Annotated in this window: 19 protein-coding genes; 8 read left to right on the forward strand and 11 right to left on the reverse strand. The window is 40.7% G+C overall.

Going from position 1 to position 26,759, the window contains the following annotated elements:
- The first annotated feature begins 93 nt into the window (after positions 1-93).
- The 4 genes from HX021_RS05045 to nrdF all read left to right on the forward strand — a co-directional run bounded on the left by HX021_RS05045 (position 94) and on the right by nrdF (position 3,956).
- Positions 94-327 carry a thioredoxin family protein gene (locus tag HX021_RS05045; RefSeq protein ID WP_077437059.1) on the forward strand — a complete coding sequence of 78 codons (234 nt, stop codon included), beginning with the start codon at positions 94-96 and terminating at the stop codon, positions 325-327.
- 35 nt (positions 328-362) lie between these two features.
- A complete protein-coding gene (gene nrdI / locus HX021_RS05050) occupies positions 363-770 on the forward strand; it encodes a class Ib ribonucleoside-diphosphate reductase assembly flavoprotein NrdI (protein ID WP_286588917.1) in 408 nt (135 codons plus the stop codon).
- 10 nt (positions 771-780) lie between these two features.
- Entirely contained in the window at positions 781-2,835 is a 2,055-nt protein-coding gene (nrdE, locus tag HX021_RS05055; RefSeq protein WP_286588919.1) for a class 1b ribonucleoside-diphosphate reductase subunit alpha, read from the forward strand.
- A 134-nt stretch (positions 2,836-2,969) separates the two neighbouring features.
- Positions 2,970-3,956 carry a class 1b ribonucleoside-diphosphate reductase subunit beta gene (gene nrdF, locus HX021_RS05060; protein WP_286588920.1) on the forward strand — a complete coding sequence of 329 codons (987 nt, stop codon included), beginning with the start codon at positions 2,970-2,972 and terminating at the stop codon, positions 3,954-3,956.
- A 73-nt stretch (positions 3,957-4,029) separates the two neighbouring features.
- Here the strand turns inward: nrdF and HX021_RS05065 are convergent, their stop codons facing one another.
- The 10 genes from HX021_RS05065 to HX021_RS05110 form a co-directional block, all read right to left on the reverse strand.
- Positions 4,030-4,923, reverse strand: coding sequence for an alkaline phosphatase family protein (locus HX021_RS05065; RefSeq protein ID WP_286588921.1), 894 nt, complete (start codon positions 4,921-4,923; stop codon positions 4,030-4,032).
- A 283-nt stretch (positions 4,924-5,206) separates the two neighbouring features.
- The gene (locus HX021_RS05070; protein WP_286588923.1) at positions 5,207-6,376 is read right to left on the reverse strand and encodes a glycoside hydrolase family 76 protein; all 1,170 of its coding nucleotides are present in this window, start codon (positions 6,374-6,376) and stop codon (positions 5,207-5,209) included.
- 162 nt (positions 6,377-6,538) lie between these two features.
- On the reverse strand, positions 6,539-8,170 hold the full coding sequence (locus HX021_RS05075) for a RagB/SusD family nutrient uptake outer membrane protein (RefSeq protein WP_286588925.1): 1,632 nt from the start codon (positions 8,168-8,170) through the stop codon (positions 6,539-6,541).
- 12 nt (positions 8,171-8,182) lie between these two features.
- Positions 8,183-11,227 (reverse strand): SusC/RagA family TonB-linked outer membrane protein, encoded by a 3,045-nt coding sequence (locus tag HX021_RS05080; protein WP_286588926.1) that lies wholly within the window; start codon positions 11,225-11,227, stop codon positions 8,183-8,185.
- A 461-nt stretch (positions 11,228-11,688) separates the two neighbouring features.
- Complete coding sequence (locus tag HX021_RS05085) at positions 11,689-13,251, reverse strand: RagB/SusD family nutrient uptake outer membrane protein (protein WP_286588928.1); 1,563 nt, start codon at positions 13,249-13,251, stop codon at positions 11,689-11,691.
- Positions 13,252-13,267: 16 nt separating this feature from the next.
- Positions 13,268-16,444: a SusC/RagA family TonB-linked outer membrane protein gene (locus HX021_RS05090; protein WP_286588929.1), complete on the reverse strand. Its 3,177-nt coding sequence runs from the start codon at positions 16,442-16,444 to the stop codon at positions 13,268-13,270.
- A 412-nt stretch (positions 16,445-16,856) separates the two neighbouring features.
- A complete protein-coding gene (locus HX021_RS05095) occupies positions 16,857-18,572 on the reverse strand; it encodes a GMC oxidoreductase (protein WP_286588930.1) in 1,716 nt (571 codons plus the stop codon).
- A gap of 7 nt (positions 18,573-18,579) precedes the next feature.
- Positions 18,580-19,068: a gluconate 2-dehydrogenase subunit 3 family protein gene (locus tag HX021_RS05100; protein ID WP_286588932.1), complete on the reverse strand. Its 489-nt coding sequence runs from the start codon at positions 19,066-19,068 to the stop codon at positions 18,580-18,582.
- 68 nt (positions 19,069-19,136) lie between these two features.
- On the reverse strand, positions 19,137-19,814 hold the full coding sequence (locus HX021_RS05105; RefSeq protein ID WP_286588934.1) for an HAD family hydrolase: 678 nt from the start codon (positions 19,812-19,814) through the stop codon (positions 19,137-19,139).
- Positions 19,815-19,850: 36 nt separating this feature from the next.
- Positions 19,851-20,486, reverse strand: a complete 636-nt coding sequence (locus HX021_RS05110; protein ID WP_286588935.1) for a hypothetical protein — start codon at positions 20,484-20,486, stop codon at positions 19,851-19,853.
- A 285-nt stretch (positions 20,487-20,771) separates the two neighbouring features.
- Between HX021_RS05110 and HX021_RS05115 the strand changes: the two genes are divergently transcribed.
- The 4 genes from HX021_RS05115 (at position 20,772) to HX021_RS05130 (ending at position 25,205) form a co-directional block, all read left to right on the forward strand.
- Complete coding sequence (locus HX021_RS05115) at positions 20,772-21,383, forward strand: fumarylacetoacetate hydrolase family protein (RefSeq protein WP_286588936.1); 612 nt, start codon at positions 20,772-20,774, stop codon at positions 21,381-21,383.
- Between the two features lie 12 nt (positions 21,384-21,395).
- Positions 21,396-23,120: a M23 family metallopeptidase gene (locus HX021_RS05120; protein ID WP_286588938.1), complete on the forward strand. Its 1,725-nt coding sequence runs from the start codon at positions 21,396-21,398 to the stop codon at positions 23,118-23,120.
- A 90-nt stretch (positions 23,121-23,210) separates the two neighbouring features.
- Entirely contained in the window at positions 23,211-23,672 is a 462-nt protein-coding gene (gene bcp, locus HX021_RS05125; protein ID WP_286588940.1) for a thioredoxin-dependent thiol peroxidase, read from the forward strand.
- Between the two features lie 63 nt (positions 23,673-23,735).
- On the forward strand, positions 23,736-25,205 hold the full coding sequence (locus HX021_RS05130; RefSeq protein ID WP_286588942.1) for a glycine--tRNA ligase: 1,470 nt from the start codon (positions 23,736-23,738) through the stop codon (positions 25,203-25,205).
- Positions 25,206-25,306: 101 nt separating this feature from the next.
- Here HX021_RS05130 and HX021_RS05135 read toward each other — a convergent pair whose 3' ends face one another.
- Positions 25,307-26,749 carry a hypothetical protein gene (locus tag HX021_RS05135; protein WP_286588943.1) on the reverse strand — a complete coding sequence of 481 codons (1,443 nt, stop codon included), beginning with the start codon at positions 26,747-26,749 and terminating at the stop codon, positions 25,307-25,309.
- Between the last annotated feature and the right edge of the window lie 10 nt (positions 26,750-26,759).

Here is a 26,759-nt window from a genome sequence, read left to right on the forward strand (position 1 = left end):
ATTTGTTAAGCTAATGGAAGAAATTGGCAATTCAACGAAGTAACGACCTCTCTTTTTTCTATGAAGAGCGGATAACAAAATAAACATATCGACATGGCAAGAATTATCAAATTTGAGAAAAATGATTGTGCTCCTTGTGCACAAGTATCGGCTTATTTGGATCAAAAAGGTATCCAATATGAAACGGTTAATCCTTTTGATGAACCTGACTTGGCCGCAAAATTTAAAATCCGTACGGTTCCAACAGTTATCGTATTGGAAGACGAAGAAATTCAGCACCGTATCATTGGCTTTAAACCAGAAGAATTGGCTGCCATTGCACTTTAATAAATCGAGGGTATCATGACCATAAAAATAGCACTATGATACACATTTATTACGATTCCAGAACAGGTAATGTACAACGTTTTATGGATAAAGTAGCACAGATCACGGGCTGGCAAGTTCATAAAATTACCGCAGACCTTCAGGTCGAACATCCAGGGCATTTGGTCACTTTTACGACTAATTTTGGGCAGGTACCTGAAAACACGAAAGAATTCATGAAACGAGAAGCAAAAAACATGTATTCGGTAACCTCCAGTGGCAATCGCAACTGGGGACCAAATTTTGGTTTAGCCGCTGATCGTATTTCACAGGATTTTGATATTCCTTTGGCGTTTAAATTTGAATTGTCAGGGACAATGGAAGACATTAATCAATTTATTGACATCTTAAAGAACTTTTGCGATGGTAGCAAACGAAGTAGCAAAAAACTGGATATTGCTTAATAATGAAATCATGATTAAGCATGATGACGAGTTCAGCTTACATAAAGACAAAGAAGCTGTTCGCGCCTATTTCCTGGAATATGTAAACAAGAACACGGTGTTCTTTTATACATTAAAGGAAAAAATCGACTATTTGATAGAGAACAATTATTATATCGATTTTTATCAATGGTTTACATTTGAAGAAATGGAAGAAGTATTCAATTATGTATACGCTAAAAAATTCCGTTTCGAATCCTTCATGGCGGCATTTAAATTTTTCCAGAGCTATGCATTGCGTGACGATTCTGGTGAAAAATTCCTGGAGCGCTATGAAGACCGTGTCGTGGCTGTATCCTTATTCTTAGCCAGAGAAGAAGGTGTACAAAAAGCCATTGAATATGCAGAAATCATGATCAATCAAGAATATCAGCCAGCGACCCCAACATTTTTGAATGCGGGTAAAAAGCGTTCCGGCGAATTGGTATCTTGTTTCTTGGATGAAATCGGTGATAACCTGAATGGTATCGGTTATGCCGTGGATTCAGCGATGAAATTATCCTCTATCGGAGGTGGGGTTTCTTTCAATATATCCAAAATCCGTGCACGTGGTGAAGCCATCAAAGGTGTTGAAGGCCGCGCTGGAGGGGTCCTGCCGATCATGAAGATCATGGAAGATACATTCTCTTATGCCAATCAGCTGGGACAGCGTCCAGGAGCCGGTGCGGTATACTTAAACATATTCCACTCTGATATCGAAGAGTTTTTGGACTGTAAGAAAATCAATGTCGACGAAAAAGTACGTATCAAATCTTTATCTATCGGTATCATCGTTCCAGACAAATTCATGGAGCTGGCCGAAAAAGATGAACCTTGTTACCTCATCTATCCGCACACGGTTATGCAAGAGTATGGTCAATATCTGGATGAAATGGATATGGACAAGATGTACGACGAATTGATCACCAATCCAAACGTGAAAAAGAAAAAAATCAATGCACGTCACCTATTGGTTAAAATCGCTCAGACACAAAAAGAATCAGGCTACCCATATATCTTCTTTAAAGAGAATACCAACCGTGTACATGCCCTGAATGGAATCGGTCAAGTGAAATTCTCTAACTTATGTACGGAGATCATGCAGGTTTCACAAGTATCAGATATTGAGATCTACGGCAAGCAAGACAGCATCCGTTACGGTATCTCCTGTAATCTGGGGTCATTAAACATTGCAACTGTGATGGACAATAAGCGTATTAAAGAAACGGTGAAAACAGCCATGCGCGCTTTAACAGTTGTTACAGACGTAACCAATATCGATATGGTGCCTTCCATTGCCAAAGCAAACCGGGAGTTGCATTCCGTAGGGCTTGGTGCGATGAACTTACATGGGTACCTCGCAAAAAGCTTTATCATGTATGAATCAAATGAAGCATTGGATTTTGCCAATACCTTCTTCATGATGATGAACTATTATTCTTTGGAAGCATCCATGGAAATTGCCAAGGAACGTGGAAAAACATTTGTCGGATTTGAAAAATCAGCATATGCAGATGGTACCTATTTCAATAATTATGTAAACCGCGACTATATTCCAAAAACAGATAAAGTCAAGGAACTGTTCGAAGGTATACATATCCCAACGGTAGAAGATTGGTTGGAATTAAAAGCTAAAATTAAAGAACACGGTATTTACCATGCGTACCGTTTGGCTATTGCTCCAAATCAGTCAACTTCTTATATCATGAATGCAACAGCATCCGTGATGCCAATCGTCGATATTATCGAAGTTCGTGAATATGGAGACAGCACGACCTATTATCCAATGCCATACCTGACAAACGATAATTATTTCTATTTCAAATCAGCATATGATATGGATCAGTTTAAAGTACTGAAACTGATCTCCGTGATCCAACGCCATATCGATCAGGGGGTATCCACAATCCTGCATACCAACTCGAAAGACTCGACAAGAGATCTGTCTAGATATTACATCTATGGCCATAAACTGGGGTTAAAATCCCTTTATTATACACGGACAAGAAAATCGACCATCGATGAATGTGTCTCTTGTTCAGCTTAATCTTGAGATTTTAGTATTTGGATATATAATGTGAAGAGGTCAAAAGTTGTCTAAGTTATTGACAACTTTTGGCTTAATTTACACATCAGCCGTCTAAATACATGATATTAAATGCCTAATACTTTAAACTAAAAATGAGTAAAACATATAAAGCTGTCAATTGGAATACGCCCGAGAACGATTATGTATTGATGTTCTGGGAACAAAATATCCGTCAGTTCTGGATCGATACCGAGTACATTCCCTCGAAAGATATCGATAGCTGGAAACGCATCAGTCCAGAAATGAAAGAAGCCTACAAAAAGGCTTTAGGAGGGCTAACCCTACTGGATACCCTGCAGAGTCATACGGGTATGCCAAAAATCATCGACCATATCGACACTTTACAGAACAAAGCTGTTTTGTCCTATATGTGTATGATGGAAGCCATCCATGCTAAATCGTATTCCACTATTTTCACAACCGTTTCAACGACAGCTGAAATCAATGAAATCTTTGAATGGGTCCAACAAAATAAATATTTGCAATATAAAGCCCAGATGATTGATGGTTATTACCGTGCCATTGATAAGGAAGATGCCTCAGACGAGGAGATCTACATGGCTATGGCTGCGTCCGTATTATTAGAGTCCTTCTTGTTTTACTCTGGTTTCTTTTTGCCGTTATGGTTATGTGGGCAAGGAGAAATGGTAGCTTCTGCAGATATCATCAAAAAAATCATCGCTGACGAGTCCATTCACGGCGTATTCGTAGGGTTGATGGCACAGGATCAATTCAAAACATTGAAAAATCAAGACCAGGTAAAAGCTCGTTTTTTAGCCCTGCTTTATAACCTGTATGAGAATGAACTCAAATATACCGAAGAGATTTATACAGAAGTCGGTCTTACAGCCGAAGTCAAAGAATATGTACGTTACAATGCCAATAAGGCATTGATGAACTTGGGCTTTGACCCGATCTTTGAGGTTAAACAAGTCAATCCAATCGTCTTGAACGGTTTGAATACAGAAACAACGCAACACGATTTCTTCTCCAAGAAATCGACGAACTACGAAAAAGCAACCGAAATCGTTCATTTAAAAGATGATGACTTCAAAATGGATGTTGTCGTAGATATATAATCGTTGCATTCTATAGAAAATAAAAAGCCCTAAGATCTATCTAGGGCTTTTTATTTTCTATAGAATGATATTTTTATTGTTGGAATGCTTTGATAGCCTGTCCACGCCAAGCTGCATCAAGCGGAGCCCGAAGCAACCAAGTCAATGTAGGAGCTATATCATAAATCATCACTGTTCCTTTTATTTCCTTACTTTTTGGTACCCCCGGGCCTGTCATCACCCACGGGATCTCCACTTCAGCCAATGATTTTCCACCATGCCCTTTTCCTGTTCCACCATGATCTGCAGCCACCACAAAGATGGTTTCTTTGGCAATACCGGCATCTTCCACAGCCTGCTTTAATTTGCCGATACGCTCATCCACATGCTTTAACTCCGCATAATATTCAGGCGTATTATGTCCAATATTGTGCCCTACTCCATCAGGTTGGTCAAAATGAACAAAAGTGATCGTCGGTTTATCCTTCTTGATAATGTCCACGGCCGTATTCAAGGTTGCTTCCTCATCATCTTTTGTTCCAACAACCGTCTGTACGACTTTGCGGTCGATCAGGTAACCAATACCTTCCCAACTATGGACAACGGCAAATTTTGCTTTTGGATCTTTGGCTGCCACCGCATTAAACAGCGAGGGGAACATGCCATTCTGAGTTTGTACCGTAGAGGGAATCTCAGGTGTCTTACTGTCCCATTCCGTATAACCATGTGCAGTCGGTCCTGCTCCCATCAGCATTGAAGCCCAGTTCACCGCACTTGACGAAGGTAAAACGGTACGCACATGCGTGCTGTAAGTCCCTTCAGCCATCATCTTTTTGAGATTAGGCATATCCGCTTTGAGTAAAGCATAAGCCCCAAAGCCATCAAACCCGACCAAAACAATATGCTTGACCTTTTTACTCTGTGCCAGTACACTGCAGGTAGATAGTCCAATAAAAATAAACGGCAATAACAGATTCTTAATTTTCATAATAAACTTAGATTGGTATTTAACAAAAAAACTGTCAATATCTCCCATAGGATTTCTAACTCCACGCCCTTGTGGCAATGTTCACAAATAAGCAACAGCCCCCCTTTCAGCTCGAGGCCTCCGCTCCCATCGAAAGAATAAAGCTAGCCTACCTGTTATTATTGACAATTTGATATACCTCAAAAGTAAAAACTTTATTGTTTTATTATGTTAAGTAAACATTATTTAATGTATCTAACCAATATGTTACATGTACCGGCATAGGGGCCATATTGTCCACCTATCAGCGTCCTAATTTTGCTAAACGGGCATACATTTCGACAAAGGCACATTGGTCCAACAGCCATTTCGATTTATTTCTTTCCTTCAATGTCCAATCCGCGGTAAACAGGCCTTCCTCACCGCGCATATTTTCCCAGGCAAAATCTAAGTTTTTGGTAAAAATATCGATATACATCCTATTGCCATCCAGCTTTGCCAATTCAATATATCCCCGCAGCATCACAGCATGAAACCATAGGTTGCTGTTTTTCAACCGGGGATAGTCCTGATCTTCAGTTTTTTCAAAAAAGTATACCAAGCAAGCTTCGGCAAGTTCCTGTGCTTCCTGCAGATATTTTTTCTCTCCAGAAAGCTTATACAACAAAGCTGCTGCCTGCAACATTTGTCCAGCGTTATACGAAAATTTCGTCCGGTCAACCTTGCCATTCAGATGGATATTATCCCAGTACAACTTGTCTGCTGGATCCTGTAGGTGTTCTTTTGTCCATTCATAAAGACGTCTTCCTTCCGTCAGGTATTGCTTTTCTTTGGTCGCTTCAAAGAGCTTGAGCGCAAATACACTGGCCGGGGCATTTGAGCATGTATTTTTGGATTCTTTCTTTTGTTCGCACCAATAAATACCGCCACCAAGCTGATCATCTTCGCCACTCTTGACAAAATCCCAGATTTCTTTGGCCGATTGCAGATAGCCGGTTTTGCGTGTATGTATATAGCTATCTGTGAAATCAATCCCCAGCCAGATATTATCGTCATAAAAGCGGTCCGATGCTGCTGCTGTATTCAGATAGGAAGCATATCCTGTTGGATTGCGCTTGACATCGCGGTATTCACGAAGTCCCGGCAACACTTTTTCATCAAGCACTTTTTGATATGTATTTTTCACTTCGGGCAACTCCAACAGGGCATTTACTGCCGAAAAACTTCCTGAAAAAGGCCACAGATAAGCATACTTTTTTTGCTGGGCAGCCTGCTGATTATTATTCAGGTAATCCGCTTTAAAATTGTTGTCAAATGGGTATTTCTCAGCTAAAAGTTGGTTTTCGGTATTTCCGAATTTTTGGTAAATACGGTCCAGTGTCTGAACAGCATGGGACTGAAAATTATTTTTCTGCGCAAAGCTTGCACACAGACAAATTAAATTCAAAAGCAATGTCGTAAAATATCTTTTCATTCTTTGTTGTTTTATTCATTTCTAACTCACCATGGTAGGCGTGTATGCTCCTTCAACGGTCAATGGCTGATGAACCCCGAAGAATAACATTGTTTTATATCCATATCATACACCCACTTACAAAAAAGAATACGGGGGCCTAGGCTCCCGTATTCTTTTGGATTAATAGCCAGGATTTTGCTTTAAATTTGGATTAATTGCCAGCTGATCCATAGGCACCGCATAGATTTCCTTGTTTTTATCGTTCGAAGGTTTATGGTCCCACCAAGTTGCCGTAGTGTATTTACCAAAACGGATAAGATCAGTTCTTCTTTTCCCTTCAAAAATAAACTCCCGCCCACGTTCAGCCAACAATTCATTCAAGGTCAATGTAGCCGTTGTATATTTATTGGCATTCCAGTCAGCATCTTTGAAAGCCCGTTTACGGGATGCATTGATGAGGTCTACAGCTTCCTGTGTTGCTGTCCCACCATTTTTCCGCATCAGTGCCTCGGCCTTATCAAAATAAATCTCTGTCAGGCGATAAATGATGTAATCATTTTCCCAATAGTTAGGATCATCCAGCGTGCCTGATTTATACTTATTGAAGCGTGCGCCTGAATTTTCCTCTCCTTTCGTCATGCCTCCCTCAGAAGTCTTATCGCCTTCACTTTCTCTACGGATTGAGTTGACAAACACTAAAGGTTTACCTGAATATTCCTCTGTTCCTAAGACAGGAATCGTTGTTCCATACTTATATTGAGGTCCAAAAAGAAACCACTCTTTCTTCCGCAGGTCATTTTCGGCATAAGCATCAAATGCTGTTGGGATCACCACAAAGGCATTCCATCCTCCATACCCCACTTTGAGCACTTCTTTCATATAGTCATAACTCATATAAAAACCTGCCCAATCAAATGTAAAACCTGCTTGCCGACTATACTGAAATTGAAATAATGACTCAGGGTTTTCAGAATTTGTATTACTAAATAAAGAATTTAAGTCAGAGGCTAATTTGGGAGTCCCTCCTATTCCTCCTGTTTCCCCTGAAATTATCTTATTACATGCAGCAATACATTGGTCATACATGGCCTTACCTGACCACTTTTCCGCGTTCAAATAAAGCTCGGCCAGCATTGCATAACCAGCAGCCATCGAAACTTGGCCGATATTTTCAGCAGAAGTTTTAGGTAATTTTGGTACATTTTCCTCCAGCTCTTTTTGAATAAATGCAAAGACTTCTGCACGTGGTTTCGTTTCCGGATTTAATGGATCAGCTACTTTTGTAGCAATCGGAACATTCCCCCAAAGATCCATAATCTTGATATAATGAAAAGCTCGCATTACTTTTAATTGCGTAATAATTTGAGCTCGTTCTTCTTCTTTTAGGTCAGGGATTTGTGTAATATCCAATTTTTCTATATCCTGAATGGCATTATTCACATAACCAACTCCACCCCACATTAACTCCCAAGCTCCACGCATCCGTCCCTCATTACTTGTCCAGGTATGGTAATGCTGTCTGATATGATCTCCACCATCATATCCATGTCGACCTTTTTGCGGCCAAGCTACCTGATCCGCACTCAATTCTGAGTGGTAGTAAAACCCATTTCCTCCTGTTGGGGCCAACCAGGCTTGCATGTGCGTAAATGGGCGCAAGGCGGCCTGCATTACTTCTCGTTTATTCTTATAAAAATTTTCATTTTTAATTCGGCTATATACATTCTCATCTAGTTTAGTACATGATGAAATTGTTCCACCCAGCATCAAGGCCGACAATGTATAGCATATATATTTATTAGCTTTTTTCATGTTATTACAATTTTAAAACCCAACATTTAAACCAATTGTCCAAGACCGTGTTCTTGGATAAAAACTTCGTGAATCAATTCCAGCTTCGAAACCTGTATCTTGTAGTTCAGGGTCTAATCCCGTATACTTTGTAAATGTTGCAATATTTCTTCCTGTTGCATAGACATATAAACTTTTGATATAATCAGTCTTCAATTTGAAATTATAACCCAACGTGATATTATCCAACTTCACAAAACTTCCGTTCTCCAAATAGTAATCGGAATATTGTGGATCTTGTTTGATAGCTGCATGTTTGGTAAAGGCACTTTCAAAAACGTTATTCGGTAACCATTTCTGATTTCCAAAAAACATGTCTGCAGTATTTAGGATATCGTACTTGAATTTTCCTCGGAAAAAGATGGTTAGATCAAAACCTTTATAAGCAAAACGATTTCCTAAAGAAGCATTAAATTTCGGGACACCATTGCCAATATACGCTCGGTCATTATCATTCACTTCACTCGTTGTCCCAGTAGTACCATCAGCCTTATAGAATAACCATTCTCCTTTATCATTCAATCCAGCGTAACGTTTTCCATAAAAAGAGCCTATTTCCCCCCCTTCTTCCAAACGGATGGCATCTCCCAGATTACCAGGTGAAGGAAGTCCTCCAAAGGTTAACCAGTCATTTTTAAAGATATCATTGGACATAGACACTAATTTATTTTTTTGGTAACTTCCTGCAAAATCGATTGTCCATTTGAAATCTTCCTTCTGCATGGCTATACCAGTTAATTGCAATTCTACACCTTTATTGGAGACCTCTCCGACATTATACCAGATTTTGGTACTTACATATGCAGGCTGCTGAGCTTTATATTCGTAAAGCAAATCGTTCGTTTTTCGATTATATACATCCAAGGATCCTGTCAAGCGGTTATTCCATAAACCAAAGTCAAGACCTATGTTTAATTCCGCTTTCTGTTCCCATTTCAAATCCGGATTTGGATTTTGTGTTGGTCCATAGGTTTGGTAATAGATCCCATCCTGAGGATAAACTCCGCCCGTACCTAATAAAATCAAAGAGTTATAATTTGGAAATCCCTGATTACCAGTAATACCATATCCGGCACGCAGTTTCAGATTATTAACCACATCTTTATTTGTGAAAAAATCCTCATTGGTAATCGTCCAACCTGCCGAAATTGCTGGAAAATTTCCCCATTTGTGATTTGCTCCGAAGCGTGAAGAACCTTCTCTTCTAAGAATTGCACTTATAAAATATTTTTGATCATAATTATAGTTTACCCTACCAAAAAAAGCGATTAGTTTATTATCTTCTTTAAATGAGCCCATTGATGGCCTTGGTAATTTGGTATTGGTTAAAGCCGTTCCACTTCCCATATCCCAGTCCTGGAAAGCATCGGTTGTAAATCCATTATTTGCCATCTCGAATCGCTCATACCCATTATATTGGAAACTGTAGCCTAATAATCCAGTGACATTATGCTTTTCATTAAAAGTTTGATTATAATCAATTGTTGTTTCAAATGTTTTGGACCAAGTCAGTTCATTACGCTTCCAGGCATAGCCCATACCTTGATATTCTGAATTTTGGCGCTGATCCCAATCTTTGATTGATCTATACTGACGATCATTCCAATTATTCCTAAGATAAGATCCGAATGCAGAAATACTTAAGGGTTCAATAATTTTGAATTTTAAACGGGCATCTCCCGAAAACGTCTCTTGATTTCGTTGATCCACACGATTGGCCATACGATCCAGGGGGTTAAAATTATTATATCCTTGGGTCTGATAAAAACTACCATCTTCATTATATAATGGGGCAGTTGGATTACGTTGAATTGCCTGTTCAAAATATTCCGTTTTCCCTCCAAGTAGGTCAGCTTTATTAAAATTTGCCGCAATATTACCCGAGAATGTCAATCGATCCTTTAATCCTGTCTGTGAAAAATTAATACGTCCACCAAATTGCTGACGGCCATTCTGTTTGGCAATACCTTCTGCATTTTCATAATTAATTGAGGCACGATAATTAGATTTTTCCCCACCTCCACTAGCTACGAAGTTATGAAAGGTTGAAAAATTATTTTTGTTGATCAATTCATCATATAGATCCGTTGAAGCACCTAAGTCCAAATCAGGTTTATTTTGTCCATTGACCACATAATCCCTAAACTGCTGTGCACTTAACATCTCCGGCCTCTTAGCTACAGCCTCATGTTGACCATAGGTATAATATTCAAATCGTGGCTCTCCAGACTTTCCTTTTTTGGTGGTGACTAAGATCACACCACCATTCCCGCGGGTACCATAGATTGCTGCTGCCGAACCATCTTTCAGTACGTCAATGGATTCGATATCGCCTTGTTTAATTAAATCAAGATTTCCTCCCGGGATTCCATCAATAACAATCAAAGGACTATTACCCCCTTTTAAAGATGCCATACCACGCAACTGAATATCAGAACCAGCGTTAGGATTACTTCCCTGCGTCCGGGTGACGTTCAGACCAGCGACCTTCCCCTGTACCAGGTCCATTGGATTGCGCATTCCCCCTTGATTAAAATCCTTCTCTTTCACGGAAGCCACGGCCGATGTTACTTCACTTTTCTTTTGCGTACCATAGCCCACGACAATGACTTCTTCCAATTGGTCTGCTGCTGATGACAGTTGAATACTCAGCGGCGCATTATTGGTCACCTTTACCTCATTGGACCGATAACCGATGGAGGAGAAGACCAGAATATCGCCAGCCTTCGCCTGAATCGCAAAATTACCTTCCCTATCGGATGTTGTCCCCTTAGCAGAGCCTTTGACACTTACAGAAACTCCAGCGATCGTTTCGCCAGTCTTTGCGTCCTGTACCTTTCCCTTGATCAGCTCCTGAAAATTAGCCATCTTATCGATGGAAGCCTTTTTCGATTCATTGCCCGGGACAAGACCAGCAGCATATGCCTGATGCATTGTTCCCGCGATAACAGTCAACGAGAAAAATAACTTTGTATTTTTCGTTAACCGCGCAAATGTTTTTAAATCAATTTTGCTCATATAATTAGTGATTTGGTTTATAAAACGTTTTAGCTTTTGGTCACAAAAACGCCTATGTTTAATTAGTATTCATTATTGATCATTGAAAATGACGCAGGTCCGTCCGCAGTTTTTGAGCGAGATGAACCCTAGTGGTCAATCCTATATTATCTTTTAAAAAAAAATACAAAATAGTCCGCTGTGTAAAGCAACTAACTCAAAATATAATCGTTGATTAGAACTTTGCAAAAACGGTTTTGCTCTTTAAGAAAAAAAAATAGTCTGTTTCTTTTTATATATTAGCTAGCTTCCCTGTTGGCTATTGTATTTAGCTTAAGTGCTTGATTATGATCTCAAGATAATACTTTAATTTTTAAAGGGGAAATTTTTAAAAAAATTTGACATCAAATTATGCGTATTATATAGTTCACGGATTAATTCAGGAATAACCATGGCCATCTGTTGATGGCCATGATAGGCTGCTATTGATATCCCGGGTTTTGGGTCAGCTTATTATTTCGCTGTATTTCATCCGGAGAAATTGGCCATAACAGATCGGATTCCTTAAAGGTTGCTCCAGATCCGTTTTTAGCACCTACTAAAGGAACAAATGTCACTTTTCCGGCTTCTGTAGTCGAAATTATAGGGAACATTTTTGTCCGTAGGATATCGTCCCACATCTTAAATTCAAGCGGGAACTCTCTCAGCCGTTCGATCCAGCATTCTTTGACGAAATCTTCTGCAGATAAAGCTTGTAATTCGGTGGTAAACGATGCAACAGACTTTCCTTCAGTATTAGCACGTGCTTTCACTTGAGCGAGGTATCCTGCAGCTTCAGAAGTGACACCAGTTGATTTAGCGATTCCTTCCGCAGCGATCAACAGCGCCTCAGGGAAACGATAAAAATTCCAATCCTTCGTTCCTCTACCCGTTACCGTAGCTGCCTGTTCATCAAAATAATACCAAATACCAGGTACATCAGAAGTCCATTTCTTACCATTTACAGGGTTTGTATAGGACCAGTGAAAAAACTGATTGGGTTGAATACGTAAATCCTTCTCCTCATATACATTTAAGAATTGGTTTGTTGGACCGTAAATACGTTCAAAAATGGAATATTTGTCGAAAACTGAAGTTGCTGAAGAACTAAATGCATAAGTCGTCCACCAACCGCTATTATTGATCGTTGCATCATACTCCTGGGCATAGATTACTTCTTCCAGATCATCAGTTGTACGCAGTTTATTATAAGCACTATTCAATTTTAGATCAGTATTGGCGGTCATTTTATGTCCTGAATTAATGACAATCTTGGCGGTTACTGCTGCATCCGCAAATTTACCTTGTTGCAAGTACACATTGGCTAACGTCATTGCCGCAGCATATTTACTGATGCGATGTCCATTTTGCGCAAACATAACTGCTGGCAAACCTGCAACAGCATCTTTCAAGTCTGCCTCAATCAGCTCATATACCTTGGCTGGCTCGGTACGTTCAAGATAAAGATCATCCGCCAAGGTTTCATTTGGGTTTATGGATAAGGGGATTGCTCCAAATGTCTTTACCAAATAGAAATAATTATATGCCCTAAAGAACTTCGTCTCAGCCAATAAAGTTTTCTTCCGCGTTTCATCCATATTAATTTCAGGAATATATTTAACACCTGCATTGGCGATATTAATGGCTTTGTAACTTTCATCCCAAATGGTATTCATCGTACTGGATACAACGCTGGTGTTTTGCTGTCTAGTAAGCTGTCTAGCAAACAAGCATATTCTTTCTTGACCTTCGTATGTATTTATAAAATAACCCGTTAGCATCGTATTAATAGAAGCTGTTGGTCCAACATAAGCACTAGCGGCAACAGAATACCGCTGTGGCGCACCCCTACGGTATAGCGAGTTCACCGTAGCCATGGCTTGCCCTTCATTGGCATAGTATTGCTCTGAGGATAAATTGGACCTCGGCTCTTCCTCTAAAAATTTATTACAAGATGTTGTTAAAGCCATGCCGGCCAGCAACAACAGAAATAATTTATTTTTCATTTTGATAAGTTCTAAATTAAAATGTAACATTTACACCCAGAGAGAATGTCTTTGCTCTCGGATAGGCAAAAAAGGTCATGTTCTGTCCAAATTTACCTTCTCCTTGTGAGGTACTTTCAGGATCATAACCTTTAAAATCACTGGAAGTAAACAAGAATGGGTTATTGGCATTCGCATATAGGCGTAATCTTGAAAGACCAATCTTTTTGAGTGCTTCCGGTGTAAACGTATACCCTACCTGTATCAAATTAACACGTAGATAAGATCCATCTGCAATCCAGGCATCATCCACATTGGAATCCTGTCCACGATGCCCACCATTGGTCAGATAAATGGCCTGTTCCATCGTATTCGGATTTGATCCATTATAGGCATCTGTCAAAATTTCCTTCAGGCCGTTGGTGATACCAAAACGGTCATACGTGGAATGGAAGAATTGTTGCATGATCTCCACACCTTTGACAAATTGAAGATCCAGGGTAAAGTCAAAGTTTTTGTACCTCAAATTATTGACAAAACTTCCGGTCCAGTCTGGTAGTCCTTTACCAATAATTTCTTTTTCAGTTGAACGTTTCGCGCGTCCAATGTCTTCCATTTTCGCATCTCCGGCATCCACATCAGCCTGTGTATAGACTCCAAGCCTTCTGTAACCATAGAAACTATTTAAGTTTTCTCCGACGCGAATAATGCTATTGGCACCACCTACCCAACTGTTCATAAGGATATCGGCATTATTTTCACCTAGTTTTAATACCTTATTCTTATTATAGTTGGCGTTTATAGAGGCTTTCCAGTTGAAGTTTTCATTGTTCACAATCGTTCCGTTGATCATGATATCCAGTCCTTGGTTTTGGACAGAACCAATATTTTTCATGACCGTACTAAATCCAGAGGCAGTTGGCAAAGGCGCATCCAATAAGAGGTCTGTTGTTTTTTTGCGGTAATAAGACACATCAAAATTTAAACGATTTTGAAATAGCCCCAATTCCACACCCACATCAAATTGTGCTGTCTTTTCCCATTTTAAATCCGGATTGGCAATGGTATTCACAAATGAATAGGGTGCTCTTACATTATTCAATAGAATTGTACCTGCATCCACAATGGCCAATGATTTATACGGATCAATCTCCGAGTTACCCGTCATACCAAAACTGGTATGGAGTTTCATATTACTCACAGATTCATTCCCTTTCAAGAAATCTTCATTGGAAATATTCCAGGCTAAACCTAATGAGGGGAAGAAAGCATACTTGTTGTTCTTACCGAATTTGGAAGATCCGTCATAACGACCCGTCACTGTAGCCGAATAACGATCATCATAGGAATAAGCTGCCCGTAAAAAATAAGAATTCATTGCCCACTTATTCCAATTTGACGTAGGGGGATCTGGTGTTACGCCAATACCAAGATTATTATATTCATAGAAATCATCAAAAAATCCAGTTGTCCTTGAACTATTATAATCGTAAGTTCTCGCTTGCCATGAAAGACCGGCCATGGCATTGATCCGATGCTTATCAAATTGTTTATTATAAGTAAGATAGGTTTCTTCCTGCCAATAAAGGGTATTCGTGCTGTTCATTTCGGCCCAACCATTTGGCCTGGAGATATTATTCAAGGATATGGATGAGTATCCTTTATAATTTTTTCGATGACTGTCAATCCCCAATTGCGTTTTTAGATCTAAGCCGTCTGCCAGGTGAAATGTGAGTGCGGCATTACCGAAAATCTGGGTATTATAACGCATCCTTTTTTGTAAATCCAAAATTGAGACAGGATTGGCCATTCCTTCAAACCCCAATTTATCAGATACCGTAGACGAAGACGAATTAGTATATTCACCATCTTTATCATAGACCGGATACCATGGGAGCATTTCTATCATGGTACGGCGGGCTTCCTGGCCACCACCATCTTCCGGCGTATAACGTCCCCAGGTATGATTCACCGTCAAATTGACTGCCGTAGATAACCAAGAAGTAGGTTTGGCGTCGTAGGCCAGCTTACCGTTCACACGCTTATTCCAGGTATTAGTTACGATACCTTGTTGATCGGTGTAATTCAAGAAAGCACCCACCGATGATTTCTCATCCCCTTGCTGAATATTCAATTGGTGGTTGTGAGATATTGCAGTTCTTGTAGCTTCCTTCTGCCAATCTGTATCATACAGTGGGTTGCCGTTAGCATCAAAGTAATTTGGATCGTTGAACCAATCTTTTTTATCCAATGACCATGGCTTCCAATTCTTATCCCTGTCCTTCAAAAATTGAGCAGCATATTTATTTTCATTTTCCAGCCCGATCATAAAGGCGTCAACCCATTCTTGCGCATTCAGTACGTCCATATAACGCTGTGCCGAACTGACCCCTGCAGATCCTTGATAACTGATTGTACGTGTACCATCTTTACTTCCACGTTTTGTGGTCACTAAGATCACACCGTTTGCACCACGCGCACCGTAGATTGCTGCTGAAGAAGCATCTTTTAATACCTCGATGTTTTCAATGTCATTGGGATTCAGCAAATGGAAATCTTCCATCACAACCCCATCCACTACATACAAAGGATTTGATGATGAATTGATCGTCGCCACACCACGGATCACTACCCGGTTCGCATAGGCACCAGGTTGGCTCGAGTTGGAAAAGATATTTACACCGGACGCTTTACCTCTCAAGGCATCCAAAGGGCTAAAGCTCTGATCTTTGATCATATCAGCCCCTTTTACCATCGCGATAGACCCCGTTACATCCGACTTACGCATGGTACCATAGCCGACCACAACAACTTCATCCAGCTGGCTCTGGTCTTCCTCCAACTGTACAGTAACCGTGGTACCTGATACTGTTACTTCTTTCGCTTTGTAGCCCACAGATGAAAGGACTAAAACATCGCCCCCTTTAGCTTCAATGGTAAAATTTCCCTGGGCATCCGATTGGGCCCCTTTAGAAGTTCCTTTCACTGCAACGGTAACCCCTGCGATAGGTTTTCCGGCAGCATCCAGCACTTTTCCTTTCAGTTCCTGCTGCAGACTGTGCACTTCCTTTACGAAAGATTTAGTTTCGTAATGGCTTGCAGTTCCGACAGCGGCATTGACATGTTGGAAAGTACCAGCAATGACAGCCAATGAGAAAAATAGTTTTGACTTTTTCCCAAGCTGCGCAAATGATTTTACGTCAACTTTGCTCATATTAATAGTGATTTGGTTTATAAAAACGTTTTAGCAAAAGATGCAAAAAAAACGTTTAGTTTAATTTAGTTTTCCCTTAATTGATGTAGATGCACTATTTCGCCACCAACCTAAGGATCATGTTTTCCATCGGACCTAACTGGTTATCAAGGCCCCACAAGCACATTTCACATGGATCGATCCTTATTCTCTTTACTCACAGGCTCAATTTCCTGCTGAATAACCGCAAAATCGCTTTGCTTCTCTTTAAAAAAATTTGATGAATCAATTTGGTTTATTATTGTTTGTATCTGTTTTTCTCTTGCTTTTTGGTTACTGTTATTGGGTTTAAAACGGTCTATTAAGACCGCAAATTAGTATTTTAATTTCAATAGGGAAAGATGTATTGTTTAAAACCTTTCCCCATTGAAAATTAGATATTTCCTTTTTTCATTTCGCTGATGGCGTAATCAACCGATCGGGCCGAAAATGCCATATATGTCAATGAAGGGTTTTGTGTAGATGTTGAGGTCATGCATGCACCGTCTGTAACAAAAACATTCTTCACAGCATGCATCTGATTCCATTTATTCAAGATGGATGTTTTCGGGTCATGTCCCATGCGAGCTCCGCCCATTTCGTGAATATCCAGTCCTGGAGCCTGCCAATGTGTATCTGGCCGGATATTGGTAAAACCGGCATCCGTAAACATCTCGGTCATGACCTCGATATAATCTTTTTTCATTTTTTCGTCGTTTTCATCATAGTCCACGGCAATCTTCAACAGTGGGATACCCCAATCATCTTTTTTGCTGCTATCCAACGATACCTTTCCCGATTCTTTCGGAATGGTTTCGCCCATCATATGCGAACCAACTTGCCATACCCCCAATTTGGGATTCAGCAGATTATTCTTGAGATCCAGTCCCAAGCCCGAACGGTCGGACTGCTTGCTGCGTGAGGCGCCAAAGCCTGCGGCATACCCCCGCAAAAAGTCGGTTTCTTGCTTGTGCAGGTTTCTGAAACGTGGGATATAACCACCACCAGCAGGGTTTCGGCCTTCGGCAGTATAGTCCAGGAGCCCTTCATACTCCGCATAGATCCTTGCACTATAGTTATGGAAGGCAACATATTTACCCAATACACCACTGTCATTCCCCAAACCATTGGGAAAACGATTTGATGTTGAATTCAGTAGAATCAGATTGGTATTGATCGCTGCCGCATTGACAAAAATTAATTTTGCGTAAAAATCAATTTCCTCCTTGGTATTCGTATCAATCACACGGACACCGACAGCCCTGCTTTTTTGCTCATCGTACAAGATGGAATGCACTACCGATGATGGGCGCAAGGTCATATTACCAGTTTTAGCTGCCCAAGGAATAGTGGTTGCATTTGAGCTAAAATACCCCCCAAAAGGACATCCTCGCTGACAGAGTACACGATTTTGACATTGCACCCGTCCTTGTTCGATATGGATCTGGTTGGGTTTAGATAGGTGGGCACAACGTGCGGAGATCACTTTACGTTCCGGAAATTTCTTTTGCACCTTTTCCTTGAAATACTTTTCAACGATGTTCAGGGGATATCCCGGCAGAAATTCACCATCTGGTAGTTCAGGCAGGCCATCATGGTCACCAGCAATACCAGCAAATTTCTCCACATAGGCATACCATGGGGCCAGATCCGCATAACGGATAGGCCAATCCACCGCAAATCCATCCCGTGCAGGGCCTTCAAAATCAAAATCCGACCAGCGCTGTGTCTGCCGCGCCCACAATAAAGACTTACCTCCGACCTGATAACCCCGTATCCAATCAAAAGGCTTTTCCTGTATATAAGGATGCTCTTTATCTTTTACAAAAAAATGAGCTGCGTCTTCATGGAATGCATAGCATTTGCTGACAATCGGATTTTCTTCTTTGACTTTAAATGGTATCTCATTCCGATGTTCAAATTCCCAAGGCATCATATTGGTGGTTGGATAATCTTTGATATGTTGTACATCACGTCCTCGCTCCAGCACCAAGGTTTTCAGTCCCCTCTCACACAATTCCTTTGCGGACCAACCGCCACTAATTCCCGAACCTATCACAATCGCATCGTAGGTTCTATTTTTTTCACTGTCAATATTTAGATTTGCCATGTTGGATTTATCCGTTTACTTTTACCGCACCATTGTACGGCCCTGGAATAAGCTTATAAATAACCTTATTCTTCATCACATATTCTGAATTCATATAGCCTTGAATGGCACGCGATTTAAAGATCTCAAAGAATGCTTTTTCATCCGTCTTGTCTTTCAAGCTTGCCAATGCAACCTCAGTCTCCTTGCTATTGCCTAAGTTGAGTTGTTTTCTAAGTTTGTTGAAACCGGCTACAAATTTTTCCTGATTCTCCGGCGATTCACAATCATCCACCATCTTGATCACAAAAAGGTGTAAATTGAGGTCTTTTCCCCCTGGTGTATCCGATTTCGGGATCAGGATATCGGCAAGATCACCTAAAAATTGTTCGTCTTCAGCAGATATTTTCAGTTTGTTCAATACAATCGATGCACCTCCATCATTCATACAGGAGGACAAAATCGTCAATCCACCGGCGATAATGAAAAATTGCTTTATTGCGGTTCTACGGTTCATAATCAGAGTTCCCTTTACAATTCGGTAATATTACGGATATCCGAATAAAAATACAAATGCTAAAACGATTAAATTACACGACTAACTTCATTCCACTGGGATAACAGGGCTTTTACCGCCCATAAGTTTTCCACAATGTTATCCACAGCTGTTAGTCTAGCACGCTCAACCTCTTGTTTGGTGACAGCAATCAATTGCAGGCCAGCGCCTAAAGCAGCAGTGCTACCTGTCAATGTATCTTCAATCGCCACACAGCTTATTGCTGGTAATCCCAGATTTTTCAGCGCCAAACGGTAGGGTTCAGGATTGGGTTTAGGAGATTCCACACATTCCCGAGTCACAAAAAATTCAAAGTAGTCCAGAAGACCGTGTTTTCCCAAGACCGTATCGACCGTACTACGATAGCTAGATGTTACCAAACCAATGCGGATGTGATTCTCTTTCAGGTAGGCCAAGATTTCCTGTGCGCCGGGCATTAACTGAATATCACTCATATTGGAGTCCGCATAAGCTGCCCGAGTGCGCTTCCACATATATTCCTGCGTTGTATCAAATCCGTAATCGTCGATCAAGCGTTCGACATTATGCGCCGTTGTATGCCCTGCAAAATCGCGGATCCAATCTTCATAAGTGATCTCCAGATCAAACTCCTCTTTTAATATCGGAGCCCAGTTTTTGAAATAGAAATACTCCGAATCAATTAATGTACCGTCTAAATCAAACAATACAGCCTGTATTTTATTCATAGTGTTAAAGATACACAAGTAGCCGGAAAAATCCTATTAAATGGTCCCGCAATAGGTAGAATTTGAAAATACATCTCTATACGTGTCCCAAAAGCCGATGTACACATGATATTCAGCTTGCAGATTTAATTCAACCGGTACATCGACAAAACATTGACCATCCCTAACAGATGCAACTGCTAGCTTTAACGAGCACAAATCATTTAAGCTAACGCATGCCAGATTTAACTTATAAATTTCATCATCATACGCCGGGTTTGGTATCCATTCCAAAAATATACGTCCTTCATTCACACTTACCTTCGTCCCGTCTGGGGGCATTAGATCTCCCACAAACACGTTCAAATTTTCAAAATTCACAATAGGATTATAATCAGCGTCAAAAGCCAGCACATCATTGAAAACATGTTTTTGCGCAAATTGAAATGCACCATATTTAGATCCCTTTTCCTTTTTTTGCCCATAGCCATAATCAAAAACAACCTTGTTTTCCGCACAAAATTTTCCGACAGCTTTCATTTTCTGGCGATGTAATCGTTGGGATTCAGTCGGAGGTTTACTACTTTTCCGCCTTGCACCCCGAATAATCCATTGTCCCATACGATTGTATCCATATATCGATCCAACCTTACCTCGAAAACCACCATTTGGCCCATCTTCTAATATAGCCATACTTTAAGTTTTTTGTTTAATTATCACTTAATACCTACCCCTTAACAATCGATCTGTATTAATGTTTAAATTAAGTTAGGAATAAATATGAATTAGGTTAGATATAATTTAGGTTTTAGTTAGGTATAAGCTATATTATACCTAACTAAAACCTAAACAAAACCTAACTAAAACCTATATAAATATATGTTTTGAATTAAATTGTACATACGCTTATGTTTCTTCATTTTTGGATAAACATAGGACATTTGCTAAGTTTGTTTATCATTATTATAATTCACACGCATGAAAATAATTGCCATAGGCCGTAATTACGCCGACCACGCAAAAGAACTCGATAATCCTGTCCCTGAAAATCCCATCATATTTTTAAAACCAGATACCGCCGTGTTAAAGGATAACAAAGATTTTTATTATCCTGAATTTTCCAATAACATCCAGTTTGAGACCGAGGTTGTACTTCGGATCTGCAAAGAAGGAAAACATGTTACTCCAAAATTTGCCTCGACTTATTATGATGCCATTGGCCTGGGAATAGATTTTACAGCAAGGGACCTGCAACAGGAACTGAAAGCGAAAAGCCTTCCTTGGGAATTGGCAAAAGCCTTTGACCATTCCGCAGTCATCAGCAATTTGATTCCAAAGGAAGAAATAACGGATGTGTATGCCATTGATTTTTCTCTGCAGCAAAACGGGAATACAGTCCAGGAAGGGAATACCAAGGATATGATTTTTTCCTTCGAAGACCTGATTGTCTATACATCCAAATTTATCACGTTGCGCAAAGGAGACCTGATTTACACAGGCACTCCAGTGGGTGTTGGTTCGGTCGCTATTGGAGATTTGCTGGAAGGTTTTATAGGCCAACAAAAAATGTTTAGCTGTAAAATTAAATAAGGAGGAAAGAGCATGACGAAAAAGACAGCATTACTACTGGGTTTACTGATTTGCATGGCAGGGCTAAGCCGGGGACAAGATATTATCAAAAGTCGCAATTACCCGAAGAACTATTTTGCACGTCCGATGAATATTGCCCCGCAAGCTTCAGGATCTTTTGGAGAACTACGGGCAACACATTTTCATGGGGGGGATGATTACCGTACCCAACAGCGCATCAATATTCCGGTGCATGCTGCCGCAGAAGGCTTTGTTTCCCGTGTAAGGGTGCAAATCGGTGGCGGCGGAAATTATGTATATATCGATCATCCCAATGGGTATACCACAGTATATATGCACCTGGAAAGTTTCAACGCGGATCTAGCAAAAATCATCAAAGACGAACAGTACAAACAAAAGCGTTTCGATGTGGATGTATTTCTAAAACCAGGTCAGGTGCCGGTAAAAAAAGGAGAGTTTATCGCCAATTCAGGAAATACAGGCGGTTCTGCCGGACCACATCTGCATTTTGAAATCCGGGATACCAAAGCCCAACTTCCTTTAAACCCACAGCTATTCGGTCTCTTATTTCCAGATGGCGTAAAACCGATCATCCGGGGACTTACGGTCTATGATCTTGGCGACGAGATTTTTAATGAAAATACCCCCCGTAGGCATCAGACCATCCGATCGGCTGGTGGGGGTAATTACAGCTTGGCAACCACGGCGCCAATCTCCGTCAATGGACAATTTGGGCTAGGCATCAATACCGTTGACAAGCGGGGCGGCATCTCATTTACTTATGGTGTTTATTCCATCGAGCTTTTTCTCGACGACAAAAATATCAGCACCGTATTGTTTGAGTCAATCCCTTTTGATCAGACACGTGCCATTCAGTCTTATGTGGACTACCCTTATCTGAAAAAATCCGGCGTACGTATACAGAAAAGTTTTAAAGAACCCAACAATCCGATCAGCATCTTTAAGCATCTGGATAACCAGGGAATGATCGAGCTGAAGGACAATGAAGTCCACAGGGTTAAATATGTCGTCAAAGATGTTCAGGGCAACAAGAGCGAATTGAACTTCAAGGTGCAGAACAATCCTTCTTTAGCAATAAACCGCCAGACACCTGCCGGACTCAAAATGTTTCATTATGCTGAGGAGAATAAATACGAGGCAGAAAATGCGAGGATCTACATGGGCAAAAACATCCTCTATAATGACCTTTATTTCAACTATTCCCAGTCGGCAAAACCGGCCAAGGGCTACTCGGAAGTACAGCACATCCATAATAAATATACCCCACTCTTCGGGTACTACAAGCTGATGATCAAACCTGACCATACCCTCCCCGAACGTCTTTACGACAAAGCGCTGATTGTCTCTGCCGATGGCTCCGCCCAGGGTGGTAAATACGAAGCTGGTTGGGTCGTCGCCAATGTACGTGAATTTGGGGGATTCTATATCGCTGTTGACACGCTGGCACCAAACATCAGGGCACGCAACCTGAGTGATGGAAAGAACGTTTCCGTCCAAAAATCGATCGATTTCACCATCAGTGATAACCTGTCAGGCATCGCTTCTTTTGAAGCCTATATTGACGGGAAGTGGGCGCTGATGAAATATGATCCCAAGACCAGACATATATGGCACGACTTTGAGGCAAACCTGGGCAGTGGTACACATCGGCTCAAACTGGAAGTAAAAGACAATAAAGGTAATTTAAAAACATACGAAGCTTCTTTCAGCAGATAGATCAGCTGTCTTGCTTTATGAAGCTTTCATACTTATCCGATGATTTTATCGGGGATAAATCGTATCTTAATACGCTAAATAGAAATAATTATGGCAACACTAGAAATAGGACAGCAGGCACCGGATTTCAGTGCAAAAAATCAACATGGGGACACCGTCCGCCTTTCAGATTTCAAAGGGAAAAAAGTTATTTTATATTTTTATCCAAAAGACAATACACCAGGCTGCACCACGGAAGCCTGTAATTTCAGAGACAATTATCAGTCTTTGAAAAAAGATGGTTTTGAAATCATAGGCGTAAGTGTGGACAGCGAAGCATCGCACCAAAAATTCATCAGCAAACACGAATTACCTTTCCAGCTCCTTGTCGATGAAGACAAAAGTCTCGTGGAGGCTTATGGGGTATGGGTAGAGAAAAACATGTATGGTAAAAAATATATGGGTACAGCACGCACAACCTTTGTGATTGATGCAGATGGCATTATCCAGCATATCATCAAAAAAGTAGATAACAAAAATGCGTCCCAGCAGATCCGTGATTTAGGCATTTAAAGAATACCTCTTATCAAGAATCTTATATCTAAAATCTAAAACTAATATCTATATTTGCCACTTATGAGCAAACAGACAGACGACTTTTTCAAAAGTGTAGTATCACACGCGAAGGAATACGGTTTTGTATTTCAATCGAGCGAAATATATGACGGATTAAGTGCCGTCTACGATTATGGTCAATTGGGTTCGGAATTAAAAAACAACCTAAAGACTTATTGGTGGAAATCCATGGTGCAATTGCACGAAAACATTGTTGGTATTGATGCCGCAATTTTCATGCACCCAACAACATGGAAAGCATCTGGTCACGTTGATGGTTTTAACGACCCGATGATCGACAATAAGGATTCAAAAAAACGTTACCGTGCTGATCAATTGATCGAAGATAAGATTGCACGTTATGAGGCAGATGGTAAGACAGCTGAAGCTGCTGCATTATTAGACGCTTTGAATACCGCATTGAATGCAGACGATTTAGCTGGACTGAAAACCATCATTGAAGAACATAATATCGTATGTCCGGTTTCAGGTACCAAAAATTGGACTGAAGTACGTCAATTTAATTTGATGTTTGCAACCCAAATGGGTGCTATGGCAGATGGAGCTGATCAGGTTTACCTTCGCCCTGAAACCGCACAAGGTATTTTCGTCAACTTCCTGAACGTTCAAAAGACAGGACGTATGAAAATTCCGTTTGGTATTGCACAAATTGGTAAAGCTTTCCGTAACGAAGTAATTGCACGTCAGTTTATCATGCGTATGCGTGAATTCGAGCAAATGGAAATGCAATTTTTCTGCCGCCCGGGTACTGAATTGGAATGGTATAACAAATGGAAAGAAACACGTTTGAAATGGCACTTGGCATTGGGCTTCGATTCATCAAACTACCGTTACCACGACCACGATAAATTGGCTCACTATGCCAATGCTGCCGTGGACATCGAATTCAACTTCCCATTTGGATTTAAAGAAGTGGAGGGTATCCACTCCCGTACGGATTTTGACCTGAAACAACATCAGGAGTACTCCAAAAAGAAAATGCAGTATTTTGATCCTGAAATCAATCAGAACTACATTCCTTATGTCATTGAAACTTCGATCGGCTTGGACCGGCTGTTCTTGACTGTATTATGCAATTCCTTGGTACAGGAAGATCTTTCCACAGCGGAAAAACAAGATTCCCGCGTGGTATTGAAATTCCCACCAGCACTTGCCCCCGTAAAAGCAGCGATCTTACCACTGACGAAAAAAGATGGTCTTCCAGAAAAAGCCCGTGAAATCTTGAATACACTGAAATTGGATTACAATGTCCAATATGATGAAAAGGATGCCATCGGAAAGCGTTACCGCCGGCAAGATGCTATCGGTACGCCAATCTGTATCACCGTGGACTACGATTCATTGGAAGACAATACAGTCACCATCCGCCATCGCGACACCATGGAACAAGAGCGTGTTGCAATCGCTGATCTTGAGAAAATCCTCCACGATCTGGCTGGCTGGAATACTTTATTAAAAAAATTAATATAACCTTACTGTCTAGGTTAGATGAACAATGGCTGCCCTGAAAAATAGGACAGCCATTGTTTTTGATCCAGAGCAGGGATCACCAGCAGGATTAACTTTCCGGATTAATACTCAATCACGATGTTATCTTTCCATTTCTCGTTCTTCTCAACCACAAATCCCTGACCTCCCTTGAAGCCTTCCAGCAATTTTCCTTTGAACAATAACTGCACATTATTCGAAATGCTGCTTTCCACCATGAATCTTCGTATCATTTCCCCTTGTCTAAAGACACTTAATTCATATTTCACCTCTTTGTTTGCGAGGTAATCTCCCATAAACTGATTAAAGACCATATTCTTATTGTCGCCACTAAAAGCGGGAATAATAGTCAGGAGGGCAGGATCTTCTTTGTCATTGACTTTGCTGACAAACGGATAATACAAAAAGGCCGGATGAAGCTGTCGGACCTGTACACTATCAATTTGGCTCAGATCTACGGTATCTATAAACTCAAACTGGATCTCACTGTAAATTCGGTTTAGTGTCAGCTTTCTTTCCAGAGCATCTTTTACCTCAAAGGTATCACGGGCGGCAAAAGTCTCCGCATCATGCTCCTTGAAAGGATTTGAGATATAAAAGCTGTTGATATCATTGGCTGTGTTTGCTATCTGGAATGGCAAGGTAGAATTTTTAGCGACCAAGCTAAGATAATAGTTACCTTCTGGCAGGATGATATCAAAAACTTCTTTGGCATTGAGGCTGCCCGACTTGATCATTATTTTTGTGCCCGCATCAAAAATATGATAATACAACTTGCTCTGTAAGACAGACTGGTCGGCAATGCCGCTAATTTTTAAGTTATCCATTTTAAACGTTCCGGTCACCGGATTATAGTCTGAAGCTCCTGCCCTATTACCTTCAAACAGACTTATTTTCAGCCATAGTTCTCCAGCCTGGGGGGTAGCGACTGGGCTCAGGGGCTCGTCAACAGCAAACTTGGCAGAAGAAGTTAAGTTGGACGGATAATGTAGGGTATCGGTCAGAGGAGCAAATGTACTTCCTTTGTCCGTAGAATAACTCAGTACCAAAGCACGTGGTCCCGTAGCTGAGCTATTGGCATCAAAGCTTAAGCTCCCCAGCCTTGTGATAGTCGAAAGCGGGATTTTAACCAATACTTCTTTGACTCCCCTGAAACTGATCGCTTTGCCAGTAGATGGCCATCCGGCCACAAAATTATAGTCTGTTTTACCCGTATTGTAATCCAGCTGAACCGGGGATTCCAATGCCACCGTCGGGTCTGCGTTCTCCCGATCAAAATCCCAATAATACAATACTTGATTTTCAGCTTCAGCAGTGGTGGATGCTGCCTTACTACGACTGGGGGACTGCCCTTTAAGAGGATTGACAATCGTTTCAAAATCCTTGATTTTGAATTTTACGACATGAGCTTTTTCATGGCTTTCATCTGGAAGTTTCGGATTTTTCTTACAGGATGGAGCTACGGCTAAAATCAGGATGAATGCACATGAAAAGATCTTCCAAGTCGACTTGGTTTTCTTTTTCATAAACACAAAT

Origin of the sequence: Sphingobacterium sp. N143 (assembly GCF_030325625.1) — a bacterium.
Classification (GTDB): Bacteria; Bacteroidota; Bacteroidia; order Sphingobacteriales; family Sphingobacteriaceae; genus Sphingobacterium.

Coding starts and splice junctions, on each gene's coding strand:
- HX021_RS05085 (WP_286588928.1), bottom strand. CDS start 13,251: ATGAAAAATAAATTATTTCTGTTGTTGCTGGCCGGCATGGCTTTAACA.
- HX021_RS05075 (WP_286588925.1), bottom strand. CDS start 8,170: ATGAAAAAAGCTAATAAATATATATGCTATACATTGTCGGCCTTGATG.
- HX021_RS05120 (WP_286588938.1), top strand. CDS start 21,396: ATGACGAAAAAGACAGCATTACTACTGGGTTTACTGATTTGCATGGCA.
- nrdF (WP_286588920.1), top strand. CDS start 2,970: ATGAGTAAAACATATAAAGCTGTCAATTGGAATACGCCCGAGAACGAT.
- HX021_RS05090 (WP_286588929.1), bottom strand. CDS start 16,444: ATGAGCAAAGTTGACGTAAAATCATTTGCGCAGCTTGGGAAAAAGTCA.
- HX021_RS05115 (WP_286588936.1), top strand. CDS start 20,772: ATGAAAATAATTGCCATAGGCCGTAATTACGCCGACCACGCAAAAGAA.
- HX021_RS05100 (WP_286588932.1), bottom strand. CDS start 19,068: ATGAACCGTAGAACCGCAATAAAGCAATTTTTCATTATCGCCGGTGGA.
- HX021_RS05105 (WP_286588934.1), bottom strand. CDS start 19,814: ATGAATAAAATACAGGCTGTATTGTTTGATTTAGACGGTACATTAATT.
- nrdE (WP_286588919.1), top strand. CDS start 781: ATGATTAAGCATGATGACGAGTTCAGCTTACATAAAGACAAAGAAGCT.
- HX021_RS05110 (WP_286588935.1), bottom strand. CDS start 20,486: ATGGCTATATTAGAAGATGGGCCAAATGGTGGTTTTCGAGGTAAGGTT.
- HX021_RS05045 (WP_077437059.1), top strand. CDS start 94: ATGGCAAGAATTATCAAATTTGAGAAAAATGATTGTGCTCCTTGTGCA.
- HX021_RS05135 (WP_286588943.1), bottom strand. CDS start 26,749: ATGAAAAAGAAAACCAAGTCGACTTGGAAGATCTTTTCATGTGCATTC.
- HX021_RS05095 (WP_286588930.1), bottom strand. CDS start 18,572: ATGGCAAATCTAAATATTGACAGTGAAAAAAATAGAACCTACGATGCG.
- HX021_RS05070 (WP_286588923.1), bottom strand. CDS start 6,376: ATGAAAAGATATTTTACGACATTGCTTTTGAATTTAATTTGTCTGTGT.
- HX021_RS05130 (WP_286588942.1), top strand. CDS start 23,736: ATGAGCAAACAGACAGACGACTTTTTCAAAAGTGTAGTATCACACGCG.
- HX021_RS05080 (WP_286588926.1), bottom strand. CDS start 11,227: ATGAGCAAAATTGATTTAAAAACATTTGCGCGGTTAACGAAAAATACA.
- nrdI (WP_286588917.1), top strand. CDS start 363: ATGATACACATTTATTACGATTCCAGAACAGGTAATGTACAACGTTTT.
- bcp (WP_286588940.1), top strand. CDS start 23,211: ATGGCAACACTAGAAATAGGACAGCAGGCACCGGATTTCAGTGCAAAA.
- HX021_RS05065 (WP_286588921.1), bottom strand. CDS start 4,923: ATGAAAATTAAGAATCTGTTATTGCCGTTTATTTTTATTGGACTATCT.